The sequence below is a fragment of the Micromonospora sp. ATLC20 genome (assembly GCF_057196585.1).
Genome location: NZ_JBXUOV010000011.1, coordinates 28,627 through 52,230, shown reverse-complemented (window position 1 = coordinate 52,230; position 23,604 = coordinate 28,627). Strand labels below are relative to the sequence as shown.

The 23,604-nt window shown below is 70.9% G+C and carries 15 protein-coding genes and 1 pseudogene; 1 reads left to right on the top strand and 15 read right to left on the bottom strand.

Annotated elements, in window-relative coordinates:
• Positions 1-39: 39 nt before the first annotated feature.
• The 7 genes and pseudogenes from AC2CHG_RS04755 to AC2CHG_RS04725 all read right to left on the bottom strand — a co-directional run.
• Positions 40-591 (bottom strand): hypothetical protein, encoded by a 552-nt coding sequence (locus AC2CHG_RS04755; RefSeq protein WP_484524214.1) that lies wholly within the window; start codon positions 589-591, stop codon positions 40-42.
• A 146-nt stretch (positions 592-737) separates the two neighbouring features.
• Positions 738-1,367: a hypothetical protein gene (locus AC2CHG_RS04750; RefSeq protein ID WP_484524213.1), complete on the bottom strand. Its 630-nt coding sequence runs from the start codon at positions 1,365-1,367 to the stop codon at positions 738-740.
• Positions 1,364-2,851: a hypothetical protein gene (locus AC2CHG_RS04745; protein WP_484524212.1), complete on the bottom strand. Its 1,488-nt coding sequence runs from the start codon at positions 2,849-2,851 to the stop codon at positions 1,364-1,366. Before AC2CHG_RS04745 ends, AC2CHG_RS04750 begins: the two co-directional genes overlap by 4 nt.
• Complete coding sequence (locus AC2CHG_RS04740) at positions 2,848-3,708, bottom strand: ABC transporter ATP-binding protein (RefSeq protein WP_262014170.1); 861 nt, start codon at positions 3,706-3,708, stop codon at positions 2,848-2,850. The genes AC2CHG_RS04745 and AC2CHG_RS04740 overlap by 4 nt, the downstream gene beginning before the upstream one ends.
• Entirely contained in the window at positions 3,705-4,535 is an 831-nt protein-coding gene (locus AC2CHG_RS04735) for a zf-HC2 domain-containing protein (protein ID WP_484524211.1), read from the bottom strand. The genes AC2CHG_RS04740 and AC2CHG_RS04735 overlap by 4 nt, the downstream gene beginning before the upstream one ends.
• Entirely contained in the window at positions 4,532-5,110 is a 579-nt protein-coding gene (locus AC2CHG_RS04730) for an RNA polymerase sigma factor (RefSeq protein ID WP_484524210.1), read from the bottom strand. Before AC2CHG_RS04730 ends, AC2CHG_RS04735 begins: the two co-directional genes overlap by 4 nt.
• Positions 5,111-5,892: 782 nt before the next feature.
• A pseudogene (locus AC2CHG_RS04725) lies at positions 5,893-6,042 on the bottom strand (transposase); the annotation flags it as partial.
• A gap of 382 nt (positions 6,043-6,424) precedes the next feature.
• Between AC2CHG_RS04725 and AC2CHG_RS04720 the strand changes: the two are divergent.
• Positions 6,425-6,853: a cold-shock protein gene (locus AC2CHG_RS04720; RefSeq protein ID WP_484524209.1), complete on the top strand. Its 429-nt coding sequence runs from the start codon at positions 6,425-6,427 to the stop codon at positions 6,851-6,853.
• 234 nt (positions 6,854-7,087) lie between these two features.
• On the opposite strand, the gene AC2CHG_RS04715 is transcribed toward AC2CHG_RS04720, so the two are convergent.
• From AC2CHG_RS04715 to AC2CHG_RS04680, 8 genes are all read right to left on the bottom strand, one after another.
• Positions 7,088-7,792, bottom strand: coding sequence for a thioesterase domain-containing protein (locus tag AC2CHG_RS04715; protein ID WP_262014166.1), 705 nt, complete (start codon positions 7,790-7,792; stop codon positions 7,088-7,090).
• Between the two features lie 345 nt (positions 7,793-8,137).
• A complete protein-coding gene (locus AC2CHG_RS04710) occupies positions 8,138-8,974 on the bottom strand; it encodes a hypothetical protein (protein WP_262014165.1) in 837 nt (278 codons plus the stop codon).
• The gene (locus AC2CHG_RS04705; RefSeq protein ID WP_262014164.1) at positions 8,967-11,351 is read right to left on the bottom strand and encodes a phosphotransferase; all 2,385 of its coding nucleotides are present in this window, start codon (positions 11,349-11,351) and stop codon (positions 8,967-8,969) included. The genes AC2CHG_RS04710 and AC2CHG_RS04705 overlap by 8 nt, the downstream gene beginning before the upstream one ends.
• Positions 11,348-13,021 (bottom strand): GH3 auxin-responsive promoter family protein, encoded by a 1,674-nt coding sequence (locus tag AC2CHG_RS04700; RefSeq protein WP_484524208.1) that lies wholly within the window; start codon positions 13,019-13,021, stop codon positions 11,348-11,350. The genes AC2CHG_RS04705 and AC2CHG_RS04700 overlap by 4 nt, the downstream gene beginning before the upstream one ends.
• Positions 13,022-13,023: 2 nt before the next feature.
• Positions 13,024-13,764 (bottom strand): DUF6182 family protein, encoded by a 741-nt coding sequence (locus AC2CHG_RS04695; RefSeq protein ID WP_262014162.1) that lies wholly within the window; start codon positions 13,762-13,764, stop codon positions 13,024-13,026.
• Positions 13,761-14,765, bottom strand: a complete 1,005-nt coding sequence (locus AC2CHG_RS04690; protein WP_357209656.1) for a hypothetical protein — start codon at positions 14,763-14,765, stop codon at positions 13,761-13,763. The genes AC2CHG_RS04695 and AC2CHG_RS04690 overlap by 4 nt, the downstream gene beginning before the upstream one ends.
• A gap of 113 nt (positions 14,766-14,878) precedes the next feature.
• Complete coding sequence (locus AC2CHG_RS04685) at positions 14,879-15,967, bottom strand: serine hydrolase domain-containing protein (RefSeq protein WP_262014160.1); 1,089 nt, start codon at positions 15,965-15,967, stop codon at positions 14,879-14,881.
• Positions 15,964-23,511, bottom strand: a complete 7,548-nt coding sequence (locus tag AC2CHG_RS04680) for a non-ribosomal peptide synthetase (RefSeq protein ID WP_484524207.1) — start codon at positions 23,509-23,511, stop codon at positions 15,964-15,966. The genes AC2CHG_RS04685 and AC2CHG_RS04680 overlap by 4 nt, the downstream gene beginning before the upstream one ends.
• Between the last annotated feature and the right edge of the window lie 93 nt (positions 23,512-23,604).

Genomic DNA, 23,604 nt, shown 5'->3' with positions numbered 1-23,604 from the left:
GCTCCGGCGCGGTCAAGGGCGGCGCGGCGGCGGCGCCGTTCAGTGCGAGCGCCCGTGGCCGCTGGGCGCATGGGGGATCCTCCTCCGGCAGGGGTGTGAGGGCTGCGGCCGCGACTGGTCACAGCGGCAGGTGGCGACGCGGTCCACGTCGAGGCTCGCCGGCAGGGACGACAGTCCATCCAGGACGTCGGTGAGCAGGTCGAGCCCTTCCGGGACGGCCCCGGCCCGGATCAGGCACCCCGCCTGCCGCTCGCGGGAGAGCGCCGCGCCGTACGGCCGGGGAAGCGCCGCCCAGGCCGCGGCGACCCGGCCGAACAGGCCCGCCGCCGAGGCGTGGTCGCCGGCGGCCTCGGCGAGCAGGCCCCGGCAGTCCAGCACGGCGGCCCGCGGCGCCGGTAACCGCCCGGTGGGCAGCCCTCGGGCGAACGCGTCGACCAGGTCCTGCGCCTGTGCCGTGGCTCCGACGGCGAGCAGGGCCTGGACGCGGGCGGGCACCAGGTCGGCGCCCCACAGCCAGACCCCCTTCTCCGCGACGACCTCGCCGGACTGCCGGAAGTGTCGCGCGAGCTGTGCCAGCGGTCGTGGGGTCACGGTTTCGAGCACCCGCCCGGCACGCTCGTGCAGCGTACGGCGGTCCCGTTCGTCGATGGCGTCGTAAATGGCCGTCCGGCCAGGACGTGGCGGAAGGACACGCTACGGTGGTCCCGTCCGTGCAGCAGGCGGCGATCGTCACGGGTTCAGGATCGGAACACTTCCCGATTGGCGAGCAGCAGTACGGCCGCACTCAACGCCAATGCTGGAGGCCAGCACAGTTGGGCATTCGTCCACCCCGTCTCCTGCGGGATAGGCCATGGCGACTTGGTACCTGTGAAGAACAGCGTCCCGACGAGCGCAACGCCCTGAACCAGCGGCCCGGCCGACGCCGCGCCGAGATCGTCACGGTATCGCGCCGCCACGGCGGCCGCGGCCAGCGGAATCAACCCGCACACCGCCGCCTGCATGGTGACGGGGCCGATGGGCCCGACGACGAGCCGGCCGTTGACCGCCACGATCGCCAGGTAGAGCAGCACCCACACCGTGGTGGCCGGGAGCAGGACCAGGCCCACCCTCAGCCACTGCCGTATCCATCGCGGGGACGGCGCCATCACCGTCGATGCCATCCGGTCCGGCAGCGCGAAGCAGACCGCCGCGCCCAGCGCGGCCGCAGCCAGTCGGAGGCCGGGCAGCGCGAGGCCCGGCGTCGGCTCGGCGAGCAGTGCAGGTAGCTGGCTCAGCACCGCGAGCGCGGCCGCGGCGGCCAGGGGCCACCAGGGCACCGCCCGGGCGAGCGGCCGGGTCAGCAGCATCCCCATGCGGATGGCGCTCACCGGCAAATCCTCGGCTGGTCCGACGATCCGGATGCCGCCGGCTCGTCAACGGTGGGGATCGCCGGCGGCTTCACGGTCACCCCCAGCGGAGCGAGAGCCGCCCCGGCCGGGTCCATGATCTGCGCCCAGTGCGCGACCAGGAATGCGGCCACCTCGTCATGCGGCCGGGCGAGCAGCGCGGCTGCGGCGTGCGCGTCCGCCCGGTCGTAGCGGACTCGCCCAAGGCTCAGGCCGCCATCGGGGAGGTGGCGCGCACCATCCGGCAGAGCCTGGGCAAGCAGCCACAGGGCGACCACAGTGCGATGTTGACCGGAACCGACGCAACCGGACCGGGCATCGTCGTCGAACGGCGTGAGCCCGCGCCCGAACAATCCGGTAGCCGCGGTGGTGTAGGCGATGGTCAGCTGCGTACGGGAGTCCTCCGCCCAGCGACCGTGCCGCCCCCAGCGCGGCCAGGTGGCGATCTCCGGCACCCCGGGAACGAGGACGACGCCATTGTCCATGCCGGCGAGCTGGCGGACCGTCGGACGGGTGGCCTCGGCCGGAAGGTTCCGTGCGACCGGCTCGACCGCCTCCCGCCAGAGCGGAATCCAGCCCGCGAAATGCGGAAGGGCGCAGTAGCGCACACCGCCGTGCATCTCGCAGTCGAGCACCGCCGGACCGGCCAGCGCGTCGTTCATCTCGGGGTAGATCACCGCCGGGGTCGCCCGCGCCTGCTGGTCGGTGGCGAACGCTGAGGTCGCGATCGCCGTGAGGATCACCCCGATCGCGATGATCCGGCGGTGTCTCCACCACAGCAGCGCGACGATCACGGCCAGGACGGACATCAGATAGACCAGGTGCCACCCGGTGGGACGCGCCGCCCCGGTCGCCCATGGTGCGTCCGGCACGGGGAAAAGGTGCAAGAGCACACTGTCGGAGCCGGTGGCCAGCAAGCTGGTGAGGACGACCGCCATCGCGATCATTGTCAGCGGCCCGGCGGCCGTCGCAGGCAGCCAACGCCCCACCACGATCCCGAGCGCCGCACCGATCGCCGGAACCACCACGATCACCAGCAGCACCCAGGGGTCCAATCGCCCGACCGGCCAGGCCGGCAGCATGAGTAGCAGCCCGGCGAGGCAGAGGGTAGCGCCGGCGGCGCCGGAGACCGCCACCAGCGCGAGCAGGCCGACGCCGCGCCGAGCGGCGGTCGTCGGCACTGTTTCGAGACCCTCCGCCGCGGCGCGCCGATCCCGGCTCGCCGCCAAATGCCCGGCCAGCAGAAGCGCACCCGCCAGCACGAGCGAGGACATCCCCGCGTTTTCGGCGAAGGTCTCCCACGTCGGCATCGTGGTCCACCCCCATGCCGTACACAGCGCCAGGGATAGCACCATGCCGCCCCAGAGGAGCGGACTGCGCAGCACCAGGCGCGCCTCGGCGCGGGCGAGCGCGCCCACCGCCACCCGACCGCTGGGTCGGACCGGTGCCGGTGCGAGCGTCGTCATCGGGCCACCCCCTCGCGCGTCGACGAGCCGAGCAGGAGCAGGTAGCCGTCCTCGATGGAGGGGGAGGCCGGCACGCCGTCTGCGGGTCGGTCACCGAGCGTCCGGTACAGCCCGTCGGCATTGCGCCAGTACGCCTGGGAGCCGGACGGAGCCGTGGTCGACAGCCACACCCGGCCGTCGGCGACAGCGACCAGCTCTCGCGGACTGCCATCGAAGATCGCGCGCCCGGAGTTCATCACCACGATCCGTTCGCAGAGTGCCCCCACGTCCTCGGTCTGATGGGTCGACAGCAGCACGGTGCGGCTCTCGCCCACCCGGGAGATCAAGGCCCGGAAGAGCATCCGCTGCTCCGGGTCGAGGCCGACCGTGGGCTCGTCAAGGATCAGCAGCTGGGGCTCGCCGAGCAGGGCCTGGGCCAGACCCAGCCGCTGCCGCATTCCGCCGGAGAGCTTGCGTACCTTGGTCCTGGCCCGGTCGGTCAGCTCGACCTGGTCGAGCACCCGGCGCACCTCGGCTCGGCGCTGCCGGCCGTCCGTCATCTCCTTGAGCACCGCTACGTAGTCGAGCAGGTCGTAGGCGGTGAACTGGGGGTAGAGCCCCGGATTCTGCGGCAGGTAGCCGATCCGCCGGCGCAGTTCGGTCCGCTGCGCGGGGACCGCCGGGTCGAGACCGAGAATCCGCAGCCGGCCCCGGTCGGCCGCCAGCGCGGTGGCCAGACAGCGCAGCAGGGTGGTCTTGCCGGCGCCGTTCGGACCGAGGAAGCCGGTCACCCCCGTCCCGAGCTCCAGATCCAGGTCGTCAAGCGCGGCCGTGGCCCCGTAACGCTTGCCGAGCCCGCCGATGCTGACGGTGGTCATCGAGTCTCCCCCAAGTCGAGGCGGCTTCGCCGCACGGTCAGTACCGCGACGGCCACCGCCGCGGCGAGCAGGTAGCCGAGTTGCGCGGTGCCACCGAAGATGACCGGCAGAGAAGATTCACGGTGGACCGTGGCCGCGGTACCCACGACGATCAGCCAGGCACTGCCCAGCAGGCCAGCGGCGGTCGAGAGCGAAACGATGGTGCTCAGCGCCAAGCTCCCGACGCTGAGCAGCAGTGCGGGCAGCAGCCAGGCCACGGCGTACCAACCCGGTCCGGGCAGCAGGACCGCCGCCGCCATGCCCATGGCCACCGCAACGGCGACGACCGCGGTGGCGCGCCAGAGGACCAGCGGCGGCCCTGCCGCCGGCGTCGTATCAGTGATCTCGTGCATCGGGTCGGCTGGCGGCCCGTACGCGGTGGCGACTGCTAGCACCGGCAGGATCGGCGCGAAGACGAGGAAGAGGGCGTCGCTGACTCGCGCCCCGGTCTGATCGAGATACGCCGCGGCCACCGCGAGGGCCAGCACCGCCGCGGTCGCACCCAACCAGGACCAGCGCAGCGCCGGCGTCGCGGCGAGCAGCTGGATCCGATGCTCAGGCAGCCCGAGCCGGCCCAGGAGCCGCCGTAGCGCGCGCTGTTTGGGCGCATGGACCGCGTCGAAGACGGCCGCCCAGTTGCCGGTCAGCCACACCGTGTCGACCGCGACACGTCCGCGGCAGGAGGCGCAGGCCAGCAGATGGGCGTCGACGGCCATGACTCGGCTCGGATCGAGCGCTCCCCGGTCGTAGTCCGCGAGCATACCCGCATCGATGTGCCAGTCGGTCATGTCAGCAGCTCCCTCAACCGGGCCCGGGCGCGCAGCAGCCGGGTCTTTGCCGTGCCCTCCGCGATACCGAGCAGCTTGGCCGCCTCCCGTACGGTCAAGCCGTCGATAGCCGTGGCCTGCATGAGCGCCCGCAGCTCCGGTGGGATCCGATCGAGCGCTCCGCCCAGGTCGCCGTGCTCGATGCCCAGCAGGACCAACTCCTCCGCTGACGGCGCCGTGGCGACGTCGGGCAACTCGGTGTTGGCGCCACTGAGCCAACGATGCGCGGGACCACGCAGCGCAGACACCAGCCGCCTGACAGCGATGGTCCATATCCATCCCGCGGCATCGGCACCAGTCGCCTCGTACCGTCGGGCGTCGGTCCAGATGGCGACGAACGTGTCCTGGAGCGCGGCATCGACCAAATCGGGGTCCGCGCAGCGCCGGCGCAGGCGGGCCCGCAGCCAGGGCGCGTGCCGATGATGCAGCAACCGGAGAGCCTCGGCCCGCTCGGCTGCAACGGCACGCAGCAGCTCGGCGTCACTGCTCAGCTCGTTGACGGGCCGCTCCGGTGACTGGCTTCTTCTTCGTCGCACACAAGGACTATCGCGGTGTGCGGGGAATTTGGTTCATCGAGGATGCGGCCAGCTTCCCGTGTCGGGCAGCAGTCGGGGACTGCGGCGCCGCGCCCGAGTTCCGTCTGCGGGGCTCCGTTCATGCGCTCGTGAGACCACGGCAGTCATCAGGCCGCTCGCCAACCGCCTATCGGGCTCAGGGTGGCAGCGCCACGGGAATCGGCACCTATTTGTCCCGAGTTGCTCCGTCGGCAAGGAGTCCAGCAATGAGCGCGACGCCGCAAACGCACGCGATCTACCAGGCCATCCATGGCCAAAGCCCCAACCGAGATCAACTCAGTAGACCGCCGAGTTAAGGGTCCCAACGGCGGCATGCTCGCCATGGAATCGACCGACAGCGATCAAAACAGGGCCTCCGCAAGTCGCTGACCTGTGGAAACCCTCTCTGTCGGGACGGCCGGATTCGAACCGACGACCCCCTGTTACCGTCCGTAGCCATCCTGCCCATGTCGATGACTATCAGAAGTAGGCGTTGAGCTGCCCAGACATGGCCAGAGGATGATCGCCAATTGTCACTGGTTGTCAACCATGCGCGGGGGTTTTCGGGGGGGGGGGGTAAACGGGGGGCCGACAGGGGCGTCGTCAGTCCACCGCGTCCCGTTCCCCCATTAGCAGAACACCCGTCACCAAGGGAACTGTGTGCCTACTCATTCGCTACACGCTGGCCGCAGGCCTACGGCCGGCTCTTTACCCCGCAGGCCAATACGGCCCGGCAAGCGCCGACACACCACCAGGCAGTCCCCGGCCCGCCGTCGGTGCGTCAGCAGCCAGTCGGGGAAGTAGCTGCCCTGGCGGAGCTTGGGGATCGCCAGGTCGATCGTTCCGGCCCGGGTGTCCCACTCGCGCTGCCGGTAGCCGTTGCGGGAGTTGACCCGCTCGTCGCTGCGTTGCCCATGCTTCCTCGCAGAAAGTTCCGGTCCACCGACGTAAGATGATCGCGCCATGGTTCGCTGCGTGATCCTCGCCCATCGGGTTCCTGGGCGTGGTCGACCTGGTGAACCTGACCAAGTTGAGGAGGGCAGTGGAGAATCGTCATCCTGGGGCCACGGAATAGGCCCCGACAGCCCAGGCAATGGCGTGGGGACCGCCCCTCGGAGACGCTGGGCAAGAGTGCGGAAATTTGTGGGAATGGACGCATGTTCAAGGACGGGAATTGAACAGGGCGTCACCGAAGGACGCCGCAGGTCCTTCACTGTCAACCGGGTCAACTGTGTGAACCCCGGATGGCACCCTTGTCGGTGAGCGTTCAGGCGTTTGAGCATATGTGGTGGTGTGATGTCTTCTGTGGGTAAGATCATCCGGTTCGATGATGTGCGTGGTTATGGGTTCATCGCCCCGACTGGCGGCGGTGATGACGTCTTCTTTCATGCCAATGACTTCGGCGAGCAACGCCAGCTGGTGCGGATCGGCCTGCCGATCGAGTACGACGTTATAGATGGCGACCGCGGCCTGCGCGCCCGGTCGGTCCGGGTTCTGGAAACGACCGAGACGCCGCACGCGTCGACCAACGGAGACGAGATCCGATCCCGGGTCCGCACGGACGGCGACGAAGAGATGTGCGACGTTCTCGCGTCCGCCGAGTTCGTCGGGGCCGTGACCGAAATGCTCCTGCAGTGCGCGCCATCGTTGACCGGCTCCCAGATCATCGAGGTACGCAAGAAGTTCATCGAATTCAGCCGGTCCCACGGTTGGGTGGACGGCTGACACGCAGCGTGCCCTGCGTCAACGCGTAGACGACGGCTGGTGCCCGGGCCCAGGTGCCCGGGCACCAGCCGTCGTTGCCGTTTGTGCGACCACCAAGAGGTTTGCCACCAGCATGAGGTCGGACACCAGCAGCAGGCAGCGCCTAGGTGATGGTGCCACGCCCGCTGCGCTTGCGCCCGATCAGGCGCGGGGCCGGGCCGCCGTGTGCGTGCCGCGGCGACCCCCGGCCGCAGGTCAGCTGCTGGGCGCGTCCCCGCTCCGACCCAACCACGGTGCGGCGACTGCCCACATCTGGCCCAGCATCGCCGGGGTGTTCAGGTCCTCGTGCCCGCAGGGCAGTCGGACCTCGCTGATCTCGCCGGTGATGTACGGCTTCCACAACTCGGCCGTCGGCGCGCGCTCCGGGATGCTCCGATCGGCGACGACGAGCAGCGCGTCACCGTCGAACCGACCGTACTCGTGGGCGTTGATGCAGGTGAAGTTGTTGCGCCGGAGGACCGCGAAGCGGCGCAGCTCCTCGTCGGGAGCGTTGCCGAGCACGGCACCGGCCTCCTTGCGCACGACTTCGGTGAGCGCGGCGAGCTGAGCCTCCTCGTCGGGGGCGGGCTCGTCCCCGATGACCGTCCGGATCCCCGGGTCCTTGGGATACTGGTCCAGGATGATCAGCGCGCCGACCGTCTCACCGACGGCCTGCAACTGCACCGCGATCTCGTGGGCAAGCACCCGCCGTAGGGACCACCCGAGCAGATGGTACGGCCCGGTGGGCTGCACCGAGCGGATGTGTTCGAGCGACACGGTGGCGGCCTCGCGCAGCGACGTGGACAGCGGGCGCTTGCCGTCCAGGCCGGGTGCCTGCAGGCTGTACAGCGGGGTGTCCAGCCCGTCCGCCATGCTGGACAGGTCCATGCGCTGGATGAGGACGGCGACCATCAACACCATGGCTAGCTGGCTGGGCAGGGCCGGGCGGCACCCGCAAGCACTGGCGGGATCGCTCTGGACCGCTGCCCATGTCCGGCAGGCCTTTCGCGTGGATCGCGCCACCGCACTCGCCGGCTGCGACGAATCCGTCCGGAGCTATTGAGAACTGCTCGACCAGGAGCCGGAAGCCTTCCGCGACGCGTTCAGGACCGTCGAGGAACTCCGTGACCGACTGCGGAACACCGAGTTCCGACCGGACCGGCGCCCGCGGGCATCGTGGTCGCCCGACGGTGACGCAGACGGGCTTTTCGCCGCTGCCGAGATCGTCCCGGTGAGCATCCTCCCGGGACGTCACCGACCCTTGCGTCACCGGCCCTCGGTGAGACCGGAGTAGATCACGTCGACTGTCCTGGCCACCGGGGTGCCGTTGTTGCCGATCCGCAGCACCGGCACCCCGCGGGCGTCGGCGAGCCAGCCCAGGACCAGGTCGTAACGGTCTCGCACCGCCGCCAGACGCGCGCCGGTCTCGTGCATCTCCGCGCCCTGTCGCCGACCGGCGATCCGGGCAAGCGCCTGCTCCACCCCGATGTCAAGCAGGATGATCTTGTGTGGCAGCTCGGTGCGCATCAGCTTCCGGAACTCCTTGAGCAGCAGTTCCGGCGGCAGGTCGTGCAACGCCAGCAGGCGGCGCCCGAGCAGCCAGAGATCCCGCCCAGCACCCACCCGCTCCGCCCAGTCCAGGACCGCTCGCATGGCCAGCGGACCGACGGTCGCCGCCTGCCGCGCGAACTCGTCCGGCGAGATGGCGTCCGACGGCCGTGCTGCGGCCATCCGTCCGTAGAGGGGCAGGTACACCATGGTGTCGATGAGCGGATGCCGCTCGGCCAGGATCACCCGAGGCTGGCGTCGGTCGCGGACATGCCGCTCGACCGAGGAGTACGTACGCAGCTGCAAATAGTAGGTCCCGATCTTCAGCTCCGGGCTACCGAGTTGATCGGCGACCAGCGACACGCGATGCAGATGCCGGGACAGCTGCCGCGCGGGCCCTTCACCGTTCTCGTGCGGTCGAACCGCGTGCAGGACCGCCAGGTCGCCCCGGTGCCCGGAGCCGGCCGCACGCGCGGCCAAGCCCTGGGCGACGGCAGTCTTGCCGCTGCCGTCGATGCCGACCAGCGCCACCCGGTACGGCGCCCGGTCAGCCATGGCCGACCCCCACCCGTCCCACCTGCGCCTCGATCTCGCACAGCCGGCGAGTGGTACCCACGACGCGTTCCAGGAACGGGTACTCCCGATGCTCGTGTGCCAGCAGGTACAGCTGCAACCGGCTCAGCAGCAGATCCCACAGAGCCAACTGGTAGCCGCGCCGCCACAGCGTGAGGTCCGCGCCGCACGCCGGGCCGCCGAGTCGCTCCCAATGCATGACCAGATAGGACTCCACCTCGTCCGGCGATGCCTCGGGAGTCAGCACGAAGGTCAGCAACTCGGCCAGGTCGCGCTGCGGCACGTGCCAGGTAGCCAACTCCCAGTCGTACACGATGGGCAGGCGACCGTTCGGCCGGAATGCGATGTTGCGGGGGTTGAAGTCGTGGTGCACCAGTGTCCTCGGCATCGCCGCCAACTCGGCGGTCCAGCTGGCGATCCGCTCCACGAGCCAGCGGGCCAGCGCAGCCAGGTCCAGACCGGACGAACCGGCCTTCAGCAGGTCCGGATAGGTCGCGGTGTTGTGGTCGATCAAGGCCGTCCACAGTTCGCCGGCGGCTGCCAGGCCCGGCAGCCCGTCGCTCACCCCGAGTGCCGCCGCATCCTCCCGACGCTCGAGCCACCCGCTGTGCACGCCGGCGATCCCGGCAATGGCGGCGCCGACATGCGCCGATGTCCACCCCCTGATGCCGTCCGCCGGATCGAGGAGCACCGCACTTTCCCGCAGATCCTCCAACAGCAGGACGTACGCCTCCCGATCCGGGTCGTCGTGCCATCCGTAACACCGCGGAAGCACATCGACCAGGGACGGATGCTGGCTGCGGTAGATGGCCAGTTCCCGCCGGTGCGCACCCGAGAAGCCACCGACCGCACGACCATGACGCCGCCAGGCGGCCCCGAGACGCTGACCCCCCAACGAGGCGATCTTGCCGATCTCGACCAGCACCTCGTCGTCCAGCGCCTTGATCTTGGCGACGACACCGAGCCGTTGCCGCTGGCCGTCGAGGCCGACACAGTCGACGCGCAACGGATGCAGACCGGTGAACTTTCGCCGCTCACCGCGGGCCGCGAGGTCGCTGAGAATGCCCGAGCCGCCGAACTCCTCGGCCGGGGCGGCGGTCACCGTCACCTCGTCGGACGGGATCGTCCCCCTCAACAACCGCGGCGCGATCACCGTCTGCAGTTCCTCCCGGGTCAGCCAGTTCACCCGACGGGCCCGACCGAGCCGCTGGTGGGCGTCGGCGAACTGCCCGCCGCTGACGGCCGCACACGTCGAGACGTCCAACGCCAGGGCGAACCCACAGATGATCTCGGCCAGCCGCCGCCCGGTCCCCTCCCCCGCACAGCCGAGCACCGCGAGCAGATCCCGCTGCTGCGGTAGCCCGGTACCACCGCCCACTGTGCCCAGCACAAGGTTCGGTAACAGCAGGGTGGCGAGCAGCCCGCCGTCGGTCGGCTCCAGCGAGAAGATCCCGGCGCCCGATTCGTGTACGCACGCCACGTCCTGTCCGGTGGCGATGAACATCGCCGAGATGACGTTCGAGACGTTGATGTTGTGCCCCACCATTCCGGCCTGCTGGCTGGCCAGTACCGAGCAGTGATAGAGGGCCATGAGCGACTCGGGTGTGGTCTTGAGCGTGGCCTCCACCGTCGCGCGGTCGAGATGGCACTCGGCCGTCACCCGGGTACCACGACCGCCCGTCATTGACAGATGGCTCACCTTCTTGTCCCCGCTGAGGTTGCCCTCGACGAAGTAGCGGACGGGCGTGATCTCGGGCCGCCCGACGAGGGCCTCGTCGAGCCACTGGCAGATCCGCCAGGTCGCGACGGTCGTCATGTTCTGTCCTGCCGCGTCCGCCGTCTCGTAGCCGAGAAGCAGGTGCACGTACCGCCCGATCTGGAACGGCTCGACGGAGACCAGCGTGGTATGCCGGGAGACCTCCCGTACCTGCCCTTCCATGCCGGGCCGGACGGTGCCGAGCCAGTCGACGAACGCGGCGGCGGCGGCGAGGTCGCTGAACTCGTAGGCGGGCGCCCGGGTCATCCGCTGGCCCAACGTCCGGGTGGCCACGCCGCCGCCGCGGGTGATCGCCCGGGCACCGCGCGACACCGAGGCCACCAGGGCACCCTCGGTGGTGACCAGCGGTGCGACCACCGAACCGTGGACCTCACCGCCGGTGAAGAGCAGGGGACCGGCCAGGCCCACGGGGAGTGCCACGGTGCCGATGAAGTTCTCGATGTTGCCGGTCAGTTGTTCCGCCGCGAGGATACTGTCGGCGCCGAGCGAGGCCAGCGGCATCCGGCTGCGACGGCGTAGCCATTCCAGCCGTTCGATGCGGGCCGACTCGGTGTATCGGCCGCGGCCGGGAATGGCGCTCACCGCTGGCTCCCGACGATCGTCGGCGCGTTGGTGGTGATCCGGTCCCAGACGTTCGGATCCGGTTGGAAGACCCGGTCCTTGACCCGCGGCGGCCGTTCGCCGGCCCTGACCCGGCGCTCCCATTCGACAAGGAACGCGTCCGGGTGCGTCACCGTCAGCCGGACCGCTCCGAGCCCACCGGAGGCTCGGGCCCGCCGGTAGCCCGGCGACTGCTCAGCCAGCCGTCGCTCCAGAGCCTCGGCGAGCGCCGCGACCACGTCGCTCGGCGGGGTGGCGACCAGGGCCAGCGCCACCTCGTAGCGGGCGGGGGACCAGCCCGTCCGTCGGGCCGTGGCGTTCCGGATCTCCAGGCCAACCTCGGTCAGGGCCGCACCGAGGGCGCGTATCAGGTCGGGCTCCCGGAGCCGCTCGCCGGAGCCGGAACTGATGGTGCCGCGACCGGCGTAGGCCACTTCCGGGGTACGCCCGGCGAAGCCGACCACGCGGACGATGTCCAGCGTGGCGCACCGGTACAGGCCACCGACGTGGGTGAGGACGATGTGGTAGTCGCGGCCCTCCTCCAGTTCGTCGGCGAGCAGGGTGTCGCCGTTCGGCTCGATGTCCCGGTCGGCCGGCACGAACTCGTAGAAGCAGCCCGGCAGGAACAACGGTCCCGAGGCGGGGTCAGCCCCCAGGGGGATGGCCACCGGTCCCTCGCAGGAGGCGATCGGCGGTGACAGCACGATGGTGTCGGCGCCGAACGCCTCCCGCAGCGGGGGAAGGTAGAGCGAGGCGAGGGCCGTGTTCCAGGACAGGATCACCCGGAGGTTGGGCCACAGGTCGACCGGACGCAGGGTGCCGCGCCGTTCGGCGACCTGCCGTAGCTCCAGTGCCCGGGCCGGGTTCGGCTCGCCGTACGGTCGTCCGCCCAGCGTCCCGGCGTGCAGCTCCGCCGCCATGCGGGGCCACCACTGGGCGAGCTGGTAGGGCAGCGCGGCCACGATCGCCGGGTTGACCGCGATGATCCACCTGACGTCACGCTCGACGGCAAGTCGCAGCCGCAGGTATGCCCGCTCCCACGGTCCGCCGTCCGGATAGGAGTCGAGCACCTCGGTCCACCCACCGCCGGTGCCGGGTCCGGTCGCCAACGGCTCACCGTACGTGCGGTAGTCGAGTTGACTGAGCCCGATGTGTGGCTGCCCGCCGAAGGTCTGGCTGATCCGGGTGGTCGGATCCTGCCAGAGGTTGAGCACCTTCTCCTCGGCGCCGATCAACTCCGGGTGACGATCGAGCACACCGGCGAACCCGGCGTAGTAGAAGGCGAGAAACGTGGTACGCAGGTAGGTGGGGGTGACCGGGATGAACTTCTCCCGGCCGGTCGTGCCGCTGGACGAGAAGTACGCCACCGGCTGGTCCGCGGTCAGGACCCGGCGCTCGCCCGCGATGCTCCGTTCGATCCACGGCATCAGCGCCTCGTGGGTGCGGATCGGCACGGCGCGACGGTAGTCGTCCACGCCGGCGACCGCAGACAGGCCGTGCTCGGTGCCGAAGGCCGTGTCGCCGTTGCGCGTGAGGACGTCGGCTAGCACGAGTTCCTGCGTCCGGCGAGGATCGTCGAGCGTCGCGAGCAGGCGCTGCTTCTCGTCTCGGATGCGTCGCGCCAGCCGGACGGCGTGGTCCTGCTGGTTCATGGTCACTCCCCCGTCTGTTCCGTCACGGCCAGATGTGCGTACAGTCGCAGGGCTCCGGGACGGTGCGGGTCCTGCGCGATGCGGAAGTGGGCCGGGGCGCGAGGCGCGGGGCCCAGCGCGACGTCGACGTCGCGCGGATCAAGCTCGGCCGGGTGGTCGATCGCCAGCCGGTCTCCCGGGCGCAGCAGCCCGGACAGCACCGACTCACACAGCACGTGGTTGAGATGGATGAGGTACTCCGCCGCGCTGACCCTGGCCGTGGCGACCCGGAGCAGGGCCGACCGGCCGTCCCGGCCAGCACCGGGCACCTGGAGCGTGATCCGCCGGCGCTCGCCGGGCCACACGACGGGCCCGTGAAACAGCTTGAGCATCCGGCTGAGCTGCCGGGCCGGGTCCCGCTCCGGGTGTACCGGCGCGGTCCAGGCCATCATGGCGTCCTCGGTGCGGTGGAGAAACCGCACCCGGTGGACCAGGCTCGCCGGGTTGCCGGCGAGGAAGAGGGTTCGGGTGAAGGCGCCGTACCAGGGGCCGGCCAGCTCGTCCGGAACCGCGACGGCGAAGGCGAGCGTGCCGTGCAGGAGCGCCGTCAGGTCAAGGTCACGGAGCACGGCCACGGCGCGCAGGGTCGAGCGCTCGGGCGGCGACGGCGACGGCCGGCCGGGTGCCCCGGCACCCGTCACACGGTGGTAGTGGGCGACCAGCCAGGTACGCAGCAGACGCTGCTCCTCCGTCGTCCCGGTCACAGGTAGACCTGTCGTAGGAGTGGCCCGGCGGATGTCCTGCGCCGCCTGCTGAGCAGACGGCAGGTCAGCCCGTACGGGTCGACGTAGCCCCGGTCGTCGCAGAGCTTCGTCAGCAGCGCGGCGCCGGCGGTGGCACCGGTGTCGCCGCCCTGCTCGACCCTCGACAGGATCCGCCGGGCTTTCCACAGGCAACGCCGCAGCAGTTCGGGTTCCATCGAGCGACGCGAGCCGCGCTGGAGCACCGCGATGAAGTAGATCCGCATGCCGAGTTGGTAGACCGGCAGCTCCACGTGCTCCAGGCAGGCGCGCGAGATGTGGTCGAGGGTGACGCCCGCCCAGTCGCCGTGCCGGCTGGAGCGGATCGCCCCGCCGATCGGCACCCGGCCGAGGGCCAGCCGGGACACGGTCGCCCCGAGGGTTCCCAGCACCCGGTCCAGCGTCGTGTAGTCCTGGGTCAGCTCGGTGTCGTGCACCAGTACGACCCGCTCGGCGTGTCGCGCCCGGGGTATCAGGTCCCGCAGGATCGGGACCAGGTAATTGGGGTGCCCGTCCGGGCCGACAAGCTGACGCAGTGGAAGCCCCCACCGAGGACCGTCCAGCAGGACCGGTCCGCCGAATCGGCGATGGTCGACCAGGAGGTCCCGCTCGGCGAGGATGTCGAGGGTCTCGTCCGTGGACAGCGCCATCGGGCGGTCCGCGGTCAGCCCCGGGTCCCCGACGCCCAGTAGCCGCAGTTCGTCTCGCCACAGTTCGAGCAGCCGCACACTGGCCGGGTGGATCCAACCCTCGGCGTCCACCCGCTCCAGGTACGGGGCCAGGACGGCGCGGCTCGGACGGCTTCCCTCCGCGTGCGACCGGACGTACAGCTCACCTATCTCGTTCCCGGTCACCGCCGACCACTGACGCCCCGCGGCGACGCGGTCCAGGTAGGCCCAGAACGCCACGGTCTGCGCGGTCAGGGTGGCGCTCCGCTGATTCCACAGGTAGTCGACGGACCTCACTCGCTGGGTCGCGCGGTAAGCCACGTCGAGCCAGAGAAGGCCCTTCACATGGGTAGGGGTCAACGGTTTGGTCGGGGTGATCGACACCGGCGCCAGCACGACGCGGGAAGGTTCTACTCGCATCCGGCTCCCCCGGGAGACGGCGGCGGGAAGAGGGCGAACGCGGTGGTGACCAGCAGTTGGACGAGGGGAGGGACGCGTAGCCCGCCACGGCTGGTGGGGGCAACCAGATAGACGAACCGGCTCCGCCCGTCCGGGGTCGCCACGATGCCGCTGAGGCAGCCGTGCACGATCCCAGCCATGCCCCAGACGGTCAGACCATTCGGCAGTTCGGCCCGGTCCAGCCCGGCGCCGCAGAACGCCGGGCCACCCCGGGCGTACGGCACCGGCTGCACCCGGAGCATCTCCGCCAGCCAGGGCCGGGACAGGACCTCACCGGCGAACAACGCCGCGAGGAACCGGTCCAGGTCCGCCACGGTTGAGATCATCTCCCCGGCCGCCCCGTGGATCGACGGGCTGTGCTCGGTGACGTCGACGCCGTGGTCGTACCCGCGGACGTGGGGCTCCGGCATCGTTGGGTCGATCCCCGGGAGGGAGGTGGCCGTGAGGCCGAGGGGCCGCAGGACCCGGGCCTCGACCTCGTCCGCATAGGGGTGGCCGGTGACCCGCTCGACGAGCATCCCGGCGATGACGTAGTTCGCCCGGGTGATCTGTTGCGCGGTGCCGGGCTCGAACAGCAGCGGTCGCCGCAGCGACCGGGCGATCAGGTCGGCCGGGGTGAACGTGTCGAACCGGTGCGCCAGAAACCACTCGGTGTCGTTGTAGCGGACATCGCTCTCGTCCGCGAGACCGCTCGTGTGGTCGAGGAGCCGGCGCACCGTGACCGCGCCCGGGAGCAGGTCCGGCAGATGGTCGCGCACCGGATCGTCGAGGCCGAGGCGACCCTCGGCGGCGAGGCTCAACACAGTCGCCGCCATGAAGGTCTTCGTAACGCCCCCGATCCGGAACCGCTGGTCGTCCCGGACGGCCGCGCCGGTGGCGAGATCGGCCACGCCGGACGCGCACTGCCAGCGACCGTCCGGACCGGTCAACCGGACGACCACCGCCGTCGCCTCGTCGTCCGGCCGCTGCCCGACCACCCGACGAACCGCGGCGAACGCGTCCCCGCCGGCCGCGTCGGCCGGTCGCGCCGCGCCGCTCACCGCAGCCCACCGGCATGCGCCGGCCGCCCCGGCGCCTCGACCGGCTCGTCCGGGGTCTCCGCCCACGACCTGCCGAACGGTGACGCGGCGGCTGACGCGTCGGCACGGCGCAGGGCCTCGACCAACGCCAGGTGGGCCCGCTTTCCGTTCTCGCCGTTCGCCAGGACGATCAGTCCGTCACCGCTGACCACCCGGGTGACCGTCATGCAGCGGAAACCGACCGTCCTCCCCCCGTGGCCGTACTCCACGTCACCGTCGCTCGGATCGACGACGGTACCGAGTCCGTAGAAGCTCCCCGGGTGCCAGACCGTGACCATCTGCTGGGCGAGCGGTCGGGTGAGCAACGCACCCGGCTGGCCCTGGTAGGAGCGGCGCACCGCGAGGGCCACCTTGGTGAGGTCCCGGACGCTCGCCCAGAGCCCGCCGGCCGCGACCTCGTTGCGCACTCTCCACCGGCCCGCGATCGGATCGCCGTACGCATCGTGACCGATCGCCGCGGGAATCGTCGACCGCTGCGGGTGGTCCTGGTCGAAGCTGCTGTCCGTCATCTCCAACGGGTCGAGGACGAGCCGCTGGATCAGCGCGTCGAAGGGCTCGCCGGTCACGTCGACGAGGAGCTGTTCCAGGACCGAGTAGTTGATATTGGTCTTCTTGAATACGTCTCCGGCCCGGTGCTGGGCGTGAACCGGCTCGTTGCGGGCCGGCGGGCACCCGTTGAGGATCTCCACGACGGTGGGCATCGTCTCGCCCGGCAGGTGGTTGGTCGCCGGGACGTGGCTCAGGCCCGACTGGTGGCTGACCAACTCCCGCAGGGTGATGACCGCGTCCCCGGGCACCCGCCACGACGTCAGGTACCCGTTGATGTCCGCGTCCAGGTTCAGCACGCCGTCCGCGACCAGCCGCAACACCCCGAGCATCGTGACGTGCTTGCTGATCGACGCCACCTGGAACGGCGTCCGGGTGGTGACTGGTTCCGGCCGGTCCGCCGCGGTCACCCCGTAGCCCTGCGCATGCACCACTTCGCCGCCTCGAAGCAACGCCACGCTCACTCCGGGCACGTGGTGGCGGGCCATCACCTCGATCAGAGCCCCCGGTTCGATCAGAGCGGCGCCGGCCGCCTCGGCCGGGCCCGTCGACCGTCCGTCCGTCGTCATGCTCCTGTCTTCGGTAGGCGGTTCTTCGGCCGGTTGTGCGTCCGCAGGCAGCGCGTCGACCGCCGCGGCGAGATCGGCCAGGGTGTCGTTCTCGTAGAACATCCGCAGGGTCAGGGGAATCCGGCGCCGCCGAGCCGCGGCGATCACCCTGATGATCGTCAAGGAGTTGGCGCCGCCGTCCAGAAGCGTGTCGTGCACGCCGACCCGCTCGCGTCCGAGCACCGCCGACCAGACCTGGGCCAGTGCGCGCTCGGTCGGGGTCGACGGGGGGACGCGCGCGTGCGGGCTGGTCAACTCGGGCTCCGGTAGCGCACGGCGGTCGAGCTTGCCGTGCGCGGTGAGCGGGAGTCGGTCGAGCGGCACGAACACGGCCGGCAGCATCGCATCCGCGAGCGTCCGCGCGAGCCCCCGTCGCAGCGCCCGTTGGTCCAACTGCCCGGCGTCCTCGGGCACGACGTAAGCCGCGAGCCGCACCTCGCCGTCGCCGGTCCGCCACGGGACCACGGCCGCCGCCGCGATCGAGGGCAGCTGCCGCACGGCGGCGGCGACCTCGCCCGGCTCGATCCGCACTCCGTTGATCTTGAGCTGATCGTCGACACGGCCTCGGAACGTCAACGCGCCGTCGTCGCTGAGGCTGACGAGGTCCCCGGTGCGGTACAGCCGCGACCCGGGCGGCCCGAACGGGTCCGGCACGAACCGCCCGGCGGTCAGGCCGGGCCGGTTGAGATAGCCCCGGGCGACCGCCACCCCACCGACGTACAGCTCACCGACCACACCGACCGGCACCGGTTGCATCGCGGCATCCACCACGTACGCGGTGACATTCGGCAACGGGCGGCCGATCGGCACCGGCCCGGCGAGTCGGTCCGGCGCGTAGTGGTACGCCGTCACGTCGATGGTGCACTCGGTCGGGCCGTAGGTGTTCCACACCTCTGCCTGCCGTAGGTCCAGGAAGCGTTGGCACAGCTCCGATTCGAGCTGCTCGCCCGCGACCGTCAACACGCGCAGCGCGCCGCAGTCCCGCCACCCGGGCGTCTGTACGAGCAGGCGGAGGACGGAGGGCACGACCTGAAGGACGGTCACGCCGTGCTCGGCGACCGCACGCACCAGCGCGGCCGGATCGCGCTCCACACCGGCCGGCGCCGCCACCACGGTCCCGCCGCTCGCCAGCGGCGCGAACACCTCCCAGCCCGCCGCGTCGAACCCGATCGACGTCTTCTGCAGCGTGCGGTCCTGCGCCGACATCCGGTGGCGGCGGACGCTCCAGTCGACCCGGTTGGCGAGGCTGCGGTGGGTCACCCCGACGCCCTTCGGCCGACCCGTCGAACCGGAGGTGTAGACCACATACGCCAACTGATCCGGATCCGGAGCAGACCAACCCCACCGACCCCGCTCACCCCCACCACTGGGCAGACCCTCCAGAAACGCCTCGTCCACCACGACACCCACACCCGCGTCAGCCACCAGATACCCCACCCGCTCCGACGGCATGGACTTGTCGATCGGCAGATACGCACCACCGGCCTTCCACACCCCCAACAAGCCCGCCACCAACCCCACACCCCGCTCCAGATGCACCCCCACCACCGACTCCGGCCCCACCCCGAGCGACCGCAACCGACACGCCACCCGATCGGCATACCGGTCCAACTCCGCATACGACACCACCGCCGCCCCCGCCACCACCGCCACCGCATCAGGCCGCGCCGCCACCTGAGCCCCAAACGCCTCCCCCACCGACACACCCACCAACTCCCCAACCCCCCGGTTCAACCCCCCAACCACCACACCGTCCTCCGGCGACAGAAACACCCCCGACGCATCACCATCCGGATCAGCCGCCATCGCCTCCAACACACCGCGATACATCGCCGCCAACCGCTCCGCCCGCCCCCGACCCAACACCCGCGTATGGCTCTTGAGCGAGATGCGCCTACCGACCGTGGTCACCGCCAGGTCGAACTCCGTCGTGCCCGGCGTCATGGTCGATGCAAGGTCCAGGGCCGGGCTGTCCGGCTCGAGGTCGTCGAAGTTGACGAAATTCAGCAGCACGTTGACGATGCGCCGGCCGCCCGCCAGGCGTTGCATCTGCGGCATCGGGAAGTGCCGGTGCGGCCACATCGCCACCTCCTGCGCGAACACCGCCGCGACCAGCTCCCGCCACGTCCACCGCCCCCGCTCGAACACGAACGGCACCGTGTTCAGGTGCATGCCGTAGACCCGCTCCGCGCCGGCCGCCTCCGGTCGGGTGTGTGTCACCAGACCGGCGCTGAACTCGTTGCGGTAGGTGAGCCTGCCCAGCACCGCTCCGTAGGCGGCGACGACGACGCTCTTGAGCGACGCGCCCGCCGCCGCGGCGAGCCTCCGCAGTCCGGGCTCCAGGTCACCGAAGGGCACGTGCACCCAATAGCTTTCCGAAGGGCCCGTCCCACCCCACCCGGACGGCAGCGAGAACGGCTCGACGGATTCCACGACGCGGCGCCAGTAGGCGCGGTCCTCAGGTGACGACAGCGCCCGCAGCTCGCTCGCGACGACATCCGCGTACCGGACCGCGGGGACCGGTTCCGACGCCGGCTGGCGTCCCGCTCGAATCGCCTCGTAGCAGTCGAACAGCTCCCGGATGAGCGAGTGGTAGCTCCAGCCCTCGACGATCGCGTGGAACTCCGTGATGGACAGCCACCAACCGTCGTCGGTGACGTGGGCGGTAAGTCGCATCATCGGCGGACACGCGAGGTCGAACGGACACGTCCGCTCATCGGCGTGGAACTGCTCCATCTGTCGATGGATGCCGGCGGCGTCCAGCCCGCGCAGGTCGCGAATACGGACCGGAAGGTCGGCGTCGGCGTGTACCAGCTGCATCGGTACGGAGCAGGAGTGCAGGTCGAACGAGGTCCGCAGAACCTCGTGCCGCCCGACGAGGATCTGGGCCGCCGCCCGCAGCGCGTCCGCCGACAACGGCCACCCGTCACGGATCCGGATGGACGCGACGTTGTGGTAGTTGCTGAGCCGCCGGTGGGCCAGCATGTCGGCGACCATGCCCAGCTGAGTCTGGCCCATCGGGTACGCGTCGACCAGATCAGCCGGCAGGCGCCTCCGGTCCGCCGGGGTGATCAGCGCGAACGGCTCGACCGCGACGATCGCGCCCTCGGCCGCGGGCCGCGCGTCGGCCAGCTCGCACAACCGCGCCACCGTACGGCGCTCGAAGACGTCACGCACCGACACGTCGAAGCCCGCCGTACGTAGCTGTCCCACCAGGGCGACCGCGCGGATGGAGTCGCCACCGAGGTCGAAGAAGCTGTCCAGCACGCCGACCCGGTCCACCCGCAGCACCGCGCGCCAGACCTCCGCCATCCGTTCCTCGGCGGACGACCGCGGCGCCAGGTAGCGAACCGTGCCCACCAGCGCCGACCGGTCGGGTACCGGAAGCTTGCCGCGGTCCAGCTTCCCATTGGCGGTGAGTGGGATCGCCGGCAAGGGCACGATCGCCGCCGGGACCATGTACGGGGGCAGGAGGCTCCCGCAGTGCGCCCCCAGGTCCCCCTCGGCCAGGTCCGGAACCGCCGGGACCACGTACGCGATCAGGCGGTGCTCGCCGGGCGACACCTCGTCGACGATCACCGCCGCGTCCCGGACGGCCGGGTGCGCCAGCAGAACGGCGCGGATCTCGCCCGGCTCGACCCGGTATCCGCGGATCTTGGCCTGGTCGTCGGCGCGGCGCAGGAACCGCAACTGGCCGTCGGGGAGCCGGCGGGCGAGGTCACCGCTGCGGTACCGCCTGCTGCCCGGGGCGCCGAACGGATCGGGCAGGAAACGCGCTGCCGTGAGGCCCGGCCGGCGCAGGTAGCCGCGGGCGAGACCCGGCCCACCGACGTAGATCTCGCCCGGCACGCCGATCGGCACCGGGCGGCCTTCGTCGTCCAGGAGCCGGATCGTCAGGTCGGCGAGGGGCCGACCGATCGGGCTGCCGACCACCGGATCGAAGTCGGCCGGGGTGACGCGGTGGTACGTCGCGTGCACGGTCGTCTCGGTGATGCCGTACATGTTGATCAGCGCGGTCCGGTTCAGGCCGACTCGCGCGGCCCACGGCCGCAGCGACGGCACGTCCAGCTTCTCGCCGGCGAAGACGATCACCCGCAGACTCAGCCGGTCGACTCGTGGGTCGCCGGTCTCGGCGGCCGCGACCAGGGCGCGGAACGCTGACGGCGTCTGGCTGAGCACTGTCACCCGCCGGTCGACCAACAGGTCCAGCAGGTCGTCCGGGGAACGTGTCACGCCCTGAGGCACGACGACCAACGTGCCGCCGCTGAGTAGTGCGCCCCACATCTCGAACACCGACACGTCGAAGGCGTACGAGTGGAACAACGTCCAGACATCGGCTGGCCCGTACGCGAGATGCTCACGCGCCGTCCGGAGCAGGCGATCGACATTGGCGTGGGTCACGCACACGCCTTTGGGCTGCCCGGTCGATCCCGACGTGTAGATGACGTACATGACGCCGTCGGGTGTCACCACCGACGCAGGGTTGTCCACCGGCTGAGCGGCGAGCGTTTCCGCTTCCCGCGCGGCGTCGAGCACGATCAGGGCGCCGTCGTGGCACAGCCTGGCCGTCTCCCGCAGGTCCACGCACGTCACGACAAGCGCGGCCCCGGAGTCGGCGATGGCGTGGCGCAATCGGCGCGTCGGGTTCGCGGGGTCCAGTGGTAGGTAGCCCGCCCCGGCCTTCAGCACGCCGAGCAGCACGGGCACCAAGTCGACACCGCGGTCCAGGAGCACGGCGACCAGGGACTCGGCGCCCACACCCCGGGCCCGCAGCAGATGGGCCACCCGGTTGGCCCGGACGTTGACCTCCGCGTAGGAGAGCTCCGAGTCGCCGCATCGCACGGCGACCGCATCCGGGGTCGCCGCCGCCTGGTCCTCGAACACCTCGGGCACACACCGCGGGTCGACCGCCACGCCGCCGACGCGGTTCCCGTCACCGTCGCTCGGGCCGGAATCGACCGCGACACCGAGTACGAGGGCCCGCTCGGCCTCGTCCAGCAGGTCGTGGCCGGCCGCGGGAGCAGCCGGGTCGTCGGCCACCCTCTCCAGCAGGCGTAGGAGATGCCGCGCCATCCGGGCCATCGTCGCGTCGTCGAAGAGCGCGGTGGGATACACGAGGCGGCTGTGGACCGAGCCGTCCTCGGCCTGGCAGGTCTGCAGTTCCAGGTCCCACTTGGCGACCGCTTCGCCGTCGCCGTACTGCTCCATCCGGATGCCGGGCAGCCGGACCAGCCGGTCGGGAGAGGTGTGACTGGTGTACGCCACCTGGAACAGCGGCGTACGGGCCAGATCGCGGTCGGCCGCCAACTCGTCGACCAGTCGGGCGAACGGCACGGCTTGGTGGTCGTACGCGTCGAGGACGGTGGTCCGCATCCGCTGGATCAGGTTCTCGAACGACATCGAACCGTCCCACACGGCCCGCATGACGAGGGTGTTGATCCCGTAGCCGATGAGGTTCTCGAGCTCCGGCCGGTTGCGATCCGACACCACGGTTCCGATCGCGACGTCGCTGCGGCCGGTGTATCGGGCCACGAGGACGGCGAAGGCGGTGAGCATGACGACGAACGGCGTCGTGCCGAGTCGCTGACCGATGTCGTCCAGCCGCCTGGCGAGGCCCGCCGGCACGACGAAGGGTGCCGCGGCGCCCGTGTGGCTGCGGACGGCCGGGCGGGGTCGGTCGGCGGGCAGGTCGACGGGTAGGTTGCCGTCGAGTTGGGCTCGCCAGTAGTGGAGGTGCCGTTCCAGGACCGGCCCGGACATCTCGGTGTGTTGCCACGCCGCGTAGTCCGCGTACTGGACGGGTAGCTCCGGCGGCATCGGGCCGCCCTCGGTCAGCGCCCGGTACGCCGCATTCAGGTCGGCGCCCAGCACGCCGAGTGACCAGGCATCCCAGCAGATGTGGTGGAAGACGATGCTCAGCACGTACTCGTCGTCGGTCAGGCGAAGGAGGCGCGCGCGGACCGGCCATTCGACCTCGAGGTCGAACGCGACGGCCACCTCCCCCGCCAGGAGCGCGTCGACGCGCTCACGCCGCTCGCCCGGTGGCAGCCCGCGAAGATCGTCGAGCGCGAGGCCGACGTCGTCGGGCGGGTCGACGACCTGCGTCGGGGCGCCGTCGACCACGGTGTACCGCGTGCGGAGAACCTCGTGGCGGGCGACCGTCCAGGCCCACGCGCGCTGGAGAGCAGGGGTGTCCAGAGCGCCGCGTAGCCGCAGGCACAACGGCACGTTGTACTCGGTGCTGCCCGGATCCAGCCGGTTGATGAACCACATCTGCTGCTGGCCGTACGAGAGGGGTAACGGCCCGTCCCGGGAGACCCGCGGGATCTCGGACCGAGGGCTGGAGGACATGCCCGCGAGCCGACGGCGAAGCAGTGCGCCCCGGGGGTCGCGTGCCGGTCCGTGCTGTGCTGAATGGGTCATCCCGCTGCTCCTGTCATGGCA

Bases quoted from the DNA above. Each gene is read 5' to 3' on its own strand.
- AC2CHG_RS04745 (WP_484524212.1), bottom strand. From the start codon at position 2,851: ATGACGACGCTCGCACCGGCACCGGTCCGACCCAGCGGTCGGGTGGCG.
- AC2CHG_RS04740 (WP_262014170.1), bottom strand. From the start codon at position 3,708: ATGACCACCGTCAGCATCGGCGGGCTCGGCAAGCGTTACGGGGCCACG.
- AC2CHG_RS04735 (WP_484524211.1), bottom strand. From the start codon at position 4,535: ATGACCGACTGGCACATCGATGCGGGTATGCTCGCGGACTACGACCGG.
- AC2CHG_RS04720 (WP_484524209.1), top strand. From the start codon at position 6,425: ATGTCTTCTGTGGGTAAGATCATCCGGTTCGATGATGTGCGTGGTTAT.
- AC2CHG_RS04715 (WP_262014166.1), bottom strand. From the start codon at position 7,792: ATGGTGTTGATGGTCGCCGTCCTCATCCAGCGCATGGACCTGTCCAGC.
- AC2CHG_RS04710 (WP_262014165.1), bottom strand. From the start codon at position 8,974: ATGGCTGACCGGGCGCCGTACCGGGTGGCGCTGGTCGGCATCGACGGC.
- AC2CHG_RS04700 (WP_484524208.1), bottom strand. From the start codon at position 13,021: ATGAACCAGCAGGACCACGCCGTCCGGCTGGCGCGACGCATCCGAGAC.
- AC2CHG_RS04680 (WP_484524207.1), bottom strand. From the start codon at position 23,511: ATGTCCTCCAGCCCTCGGTCCGAGATCCCGCGGGTCTCCCGGGACGGG.